This window comes from uncultured Maritalea sp. (assembly GCF_937139385.1).
GTDB lineage: Bacteria > Pseudomonadota > Alphaproteobacteria > Rhizobiales > Devosiaceae > Maritalea > Maritalea porphyrae_A.
Window position 1 is genome coordinate 1 of the sequence record NZ_CAKZPW010000217.1, and the last position, 4,893, is coordinate 4,893.

Below are 4,893 nucleotides of genomic sequence, written 5' to 3' on the forward strand. Positions count from 1 at the left end.
GTCTTGAGGCATTGTGATTCCATTTCGCGGTGAATGCGAATACGATTGATCCATCGGAATCTAAACTAGTCGTTCACAAAAGAGTTTCTTTGCGCTTGCACAAACATGATGAAAGAGTGTTGCTTGGCGTTGCTGGTTTGGGCAACGATTTGAGAAGTTGGCGAGAGGTTGAGTGAAATATGGATTTAGGTTTGGCAAACAAAAAGGCACTGGTATTGGCATCTAGCCAAGGCTTGGGGCTTTCAGTTGCAACGGCTTTGGTGCAAGAGGGTGCCCATGTGATGATCTGTGGTCGGTCTGCAGATAAATTGGCTGAAGTTGCAGGCCAATTGACGGCTCAAGGGCCCGGAAAAGCTGACTTTGCTGTGGTTGATTTATCCGTTAAGTCGGCAGCGCAAGATCTTTATGCGAATGCAAAGGCAAAACTAGGACGGGTTGATATTCTGGTCAATAACACAGGTGGGCCGCCTCCGGGGGCTACAACGACACCTGACGCTGATGTATGGCGCACCTATTTCGATACAATGATTTTGCGCGTGATCGAAGTTACAAACCTTTGTTTGCCAGATATGCAGGCGAACAATTGGGGGCGGGTTTTAACCATTGCTTCTTCTGGCGTTGAACAGCCTATACCAAATTTGGCTATGTCAAATACGCTGCGTTCCTCCCTCGTTGGGTGGAGTAAGTCTTTGGCAAATGAAGTTGGTCAATTTGGGATCACCGCGAACATGCAATTGCCCGGACGCATTCATACCGCGCGTTTGGACCAACTTGATGGCGGGAATGCTGAGCGTTCAGGGCGCACGATCGAAGAAGTTCGCGCACAAAATGAAGCGCAGATTCCTGTCGGACGGTACGGACGAACTGAAGAATTTGGAGAATTAGCCGCGTTTCTGGTTTCGGAGCGCGCTAGTTACGTAAATGGTTCAGTGATCAGATGTGACGGTGGCGCTACCGTCGGGATCTAGTTTTTGAAGCGGCGGCCGATGGTGAATATATTTCATAGGTCCTTGGTTGTTAACAGCTTTTGGCTATTGGTCGCCCTTTCAAATTGGTCCGAAGTATGACACTATTTAAATGGTGTTTTTGTCAGAAGATGAGGCGTTACGTTGCGGTTTTTGTTGGTAGAGGACAATATGCAATTGGCCAAAGCGCTTAAAGAGCGCTTCGCTTTAGAAGGGCACGTTGTCGACCACGCAAAAGACTTAGGCGATGCTGCAACAAGCACATCGACCGTTGCGTACGATTTGATTCTGTTGGACATAATGTTGCCCGATGGTGATGGGCGATCATTCCTTAAAACCCATCGTAGCAAAGCCGAACGCACACCCGTTATTGTGCTGACGGCCCGCTCAGAAGTTTCGGATCGTGTTGGTCTGCTTGATTTGGGAGCAGACGACTATATCACCAAACCGTTTGATTTCGCTGAATTGGAAGCTCGATGTCGTGCGGTGTTGCGGCGGCAAGGGGGCAGTGTAAATAATGCCCGTGAGTTTGCCGATTTGGTGTTTGATCCAACAACAGGAAGCTTAAAGGTAGCTGGCGATGAGCGGTCTTTGCGGAACCGAGAACTGCGCTTGCTTGAGGTTTTTTTCGGCTCGCCAGGGCAGATCTTTTCAAAAACCTATTTGATGGACCGTCTATTTTCGTTTGATGACGAAGTGTCGGAAAATGCGATTGAAGTTTATGTTGGCCGGCTGCGCAAAAAGCTTGATGGTTCGCAGGCAAGAATTGAAACAGTGCGCGGTCTTGGCTATCGAATGATGCAGCAATCATGATCAGATTTTTGGCGACGACCTCAATTCGCCGACGGCTTGTTGTTCAGCTCTCGGTCATGGCCGCCTTGCTTTCAATTGTGTTTTTTGTTGCGGTTCGCTCCATAGCGGAACAAGCCGCGGCGGATACGCAAGACAATATTCTTGCCGCATCAGCGACCTCGATAGCCGACGCGCTCTATTCTGAGCGGGGGCAGGTGCGGGTGGAATTGCCTTATTCCGCTTTGTCTATGCTGGGCACAATTTCCGAAGATCGTGTGTTTTATCGTGTTGTTGCTGATGACGAAACGGTAACGGGATATGGTGATTTGGCCGTTCCCGATGTTCCTGCTCGTCAGCGTGTTGCTCAATTTGTCACAAGCGAATATCGGGGAGAAGAGGTGCGCGTTGTTTCTTTGGCGCGGGCCGTTAGCAATGGTGAGCGAGCGGCGGACGTGCGCATTATAATTGCGCAAACACGGCGTGGTTTGGCCGTTATTTCGTCACAAATCACGTCAACCGCAATGGCTGTGGCAATTGGATTTTTCCTCATGGCCACGGCGTTAAGTTTGTTGGCTGCGCAGAGCGCGGTTGCGCCTTTGAAAAAACTGGCACAATCGGTAACGCGTCGCGGGCCAAAAGATCTTCGTCCAGTTGTCACAAAAACGCCGGGTGAATTGGTGCCATTGGTTGATGCACTTAACAACTTCATGATGCGCTTGCGGGCATCTCTAACGCGGTCTGAAGAGTTTATTGCTGAAGCGGCGCACCGGGTGCGCACACCCTTAGCTACCGTGCGTACACAAGCAGAAGTCGTTTATCGCCAAATGGAAAAACCGGCAAATCGCAAAGCCTTGCGTGAGATGATCCGCGCGGTCGATGAAAGCTCTCGCTCGGCCGGCCAACTACTTGACCATGCAATGGTGACGTTTCGCACGGATCAGCTTGAACGCGACGAGATTGATTTGTGCAAGTTGGCTGCGGAAACTTGCGAACGCCTTCAACCCACGGCCGAACTCAAGGATATTGAAATCATCCGCGAACTGGTGGCTGAGCGGGCGATGATTTTTGGCGACAATATTCTGCTGCAAAATGCGGTGCGCAATATTTTGGACAACGCTATCAAATATTCGCCTGCTGAGAGTTCAATTGTTGTGCGGGTAACCCAAGATGATGACACGATAAAACTGTCGGTAACGGACCAAGGGCGGGGGTTTGCCAATGCGGACTTGGGCAAACTCACCGCTCGGTTTTCTCGCGGTGTAAATGTGGATGATATCGTTGGGTCCGGTTTGGGGCTAACCATCGCCGATGAGGTCGTGCGCGCGCATAATGGCCAATTGCGCGTTGAATCTAATAAGGAAGGTGTTGGTGCATGCGTCGTGCTTGTGTTCAAACGGTCTTAGCTAGTTTATTCACTTTCGTTTCGCTTGTTTTTTGCGCACAAGCATTTGAAATTGAAGCTCAAAAGCGATATCCGGTTGCGGGAGCTCAGCGCACGATATCGATATTGTCGACGGCGGATATAGCGGTTTTTGAGCCGATCATTCTCGCATTTCAGCTTGCAAATCCGGACATTAGTATCAATTACGTCACCTCAGGTAGTACCGAGGTGATGAAGGCGATTTATGAGGAAGGCGCGCAGTTCGACCTGGTCATTTCTTCTGCAATGGATTTGCAAACAAAGCTCGCCAATGACGGGTTTGCCCTTGACTATTCATCAGAAGCAACAGCTTCACTGCCCAGTTGGGCAAAGTGGAGGAACCAGCTTTTTGGCTTCACTCAAGAGCCGGCGGTCATGGTAATTTCAGAGGCGGCTTTTGCCAATTTGGACGTGCCGCGGACACGACAGGAATTGATTGAAACACTGCGCGACAATCCTGAGACATTTGCGGGACGTGTTGGCACATATGATGTGCGCACATCAGGGTTGGGGTATTTGTTTGCCACTCAAGATTCTCGAAATACTGAGAGCTTTTGGCGGCTTACTGAAGTGATGGGGCGGTTAGACGCGCAGCTCTATTGTTGTTCTGGCGGCATGATTGCTGATGTTGCTTCAGGCAAACTTGCGTTGGCCTACAATGTTTTAGGCAGCTATGCGGAGAGCCAGCTACAGGGCACCGATGGCCTGAAGATTGTGCCGCTCGACGACTTTGTGGGGGTGATGTTGCGCACCGCACTTATTCCTAAAGGTGCCAAACAGGCCGAGGGAGCTGGTCGGATGATTGACTTTTTGGCGCGGCTTCGCACGCATCCTGAACTGACCGCCGCCACCGGCCTGCCGCCTATTGTGGAGCAGGCACAGCTTTCAGGCACGGTGCTTCGGCCAATTCGTTTGGGCCCGGGGCTGTTGGTCTTTCTAGATCAGTTGCGCCGCGAAACATTTCTGCGCAGTTGGACCAGTTCGATCAAGCAAAACTAGCAACTTTGCACTTGCGCGTGTTCCTTATATGTTCCAATCTTGTCCTGGGAAACTGATCGGGTGATCGATGCGAAAAATCAGCAACAAACAGGCACGTTGGTTCTGGCTGAACAAGAATTTGTTGGCAAAACCACCGCTGGGCCGTTTCGACCTGTTGCAAACGGTCAAAGATCTTGGATTTGTGCAGATTGATACGATCCAGAATGTTGCGCGGGCGCACCATCACATTTTGTGGAGCCGTAACCAGTGCTATCGCTCGAAAATGATCGACCAGCATTTGGGGCGCTCGGGTGATCTGTTCGAGCATTTTACGCATGATGCCTCCATGATTCCTAGTGACTTTTTTCCCATGTGGCGGCGGCGTTTTGATCAGATGGAAGCACGGGTTAAGAAATATTATTCTGACGGCAAGGTGCTGGACCCAAAAGAGCATCAGTTACTCTTAGATCGCATCGCGCAAGAGGGACCTTTGTCCACTGAAGCGTTTGATTCAAAAATTGAAGGTGAAAAGGCGATGTGGGTGCGGCCACCGCACAAGAGTATGCTCGATTATCTTTGGTATTCTGGAGTATTGACCACCTCGCACCGCGAAAAATTTCGGAAGTATTACGATTTAACGGATCGGGTGATCTCAAAGCAGTTGCTTGACACCAAACTGGATGAACAAGAACAGATTGACTGGTTATGTGAGGCTGCCCTGCGGCGGCTTGGTGTGGC

Annotated in this window: 5 protein-coding genes; all 5 read left to right on the forward strand. The window is 50.4% G+C overall.

The genetic code is table 11. From position 1 onward, the window contains the following. Positions 1–179: 179 nt before the first annotated feature. Positions 180–968 carry an SDR family oxidoreductase gene (locus Q0231_RS09255; protein WP_299347307.1) on the forward strand — a complete coding sequence of 263 codons (789 nt, stop codon included), beginning with the start codon at positions 180–182 and terminating at the stop codon, positions 966–968. A gap of 141 nt (positions 969–1,109) precedes the next feature. After that, the gene (locus tag Q0231_RS09260; protein WP_299347308.1) at positions 1,110–1,778 is read left to right on the forward strand and encodes a response regulator transcription factor; all 669 of its coding nucleotides are present in this window, start codon (positions 1,110–1,112) and stop codon (positions 1,776–1,778) included. Next, positions 1,775–3,160: a sensor histidine kinase gene (locus Q0231_RS09265; protein WP_269393690.1), complete on the forward strand. Its 1,386-nt coding sequence runs from the start codon at positions 1,775–1,777 to the stop codon at positions 3,158–3,160. Before Q0231_RS09260 ends, Q0231_RS09265 begins: the two co-directional genes overlap by 4 nt. Beyond that, the gene (locus Q0231_RS09270) at positions 3,130–4,176 is read left to right on the forward strand and encodes an ABC transporter substrate-binding protein (RefSeq protein WP_299347309.1); all 1,047 of its coding nucleotides are present in this window, start codon (positions 3,130–3,132) and stop codon (positions 4,174–4,176) included. The genes Q0231_RS09265 and Q0231_RS09270 overlap by 31 nt, the downstream gene beginning before the upstream one ends. Before the next feature lie 67 nt (positions 4,177–4,243). Then, positions 4,244–4,893 (forward strand): crosslink repair DNA glycosylase YcaQ family protein (locus Q0231_RS09275; RefSeq protein ID WP_299347311.1); only part of this gene is annotated, 650 nt, incomplete at its 3' end.

What these genes read in the sequence shown, in the direction of transcription:
- Q0231_RS09255 (WP_299347307.1), top strand. Translation starts at nt 180, where the DNA reads ATGGATTTAGGTTTGGCAAACAAAAAGGCACTGGTATTGGCATCTAGC.
- Q0231_RS09265 (WP_269393690.1), top strand. Translation starts at nt 1,775, where the DNA reads ATGATCAGATTTTTGGCGACGACCTCAATTCGCCGACGGCTTGTTGTT.
- Q0231_RS09270 (WP_299347309.1), top strand. Translation starts at nt 3,130, where the DNA reads ATGCGTCGTGCTTGTGTTCAAACGGTCTTAGCTAGTTTATTCACTTTC.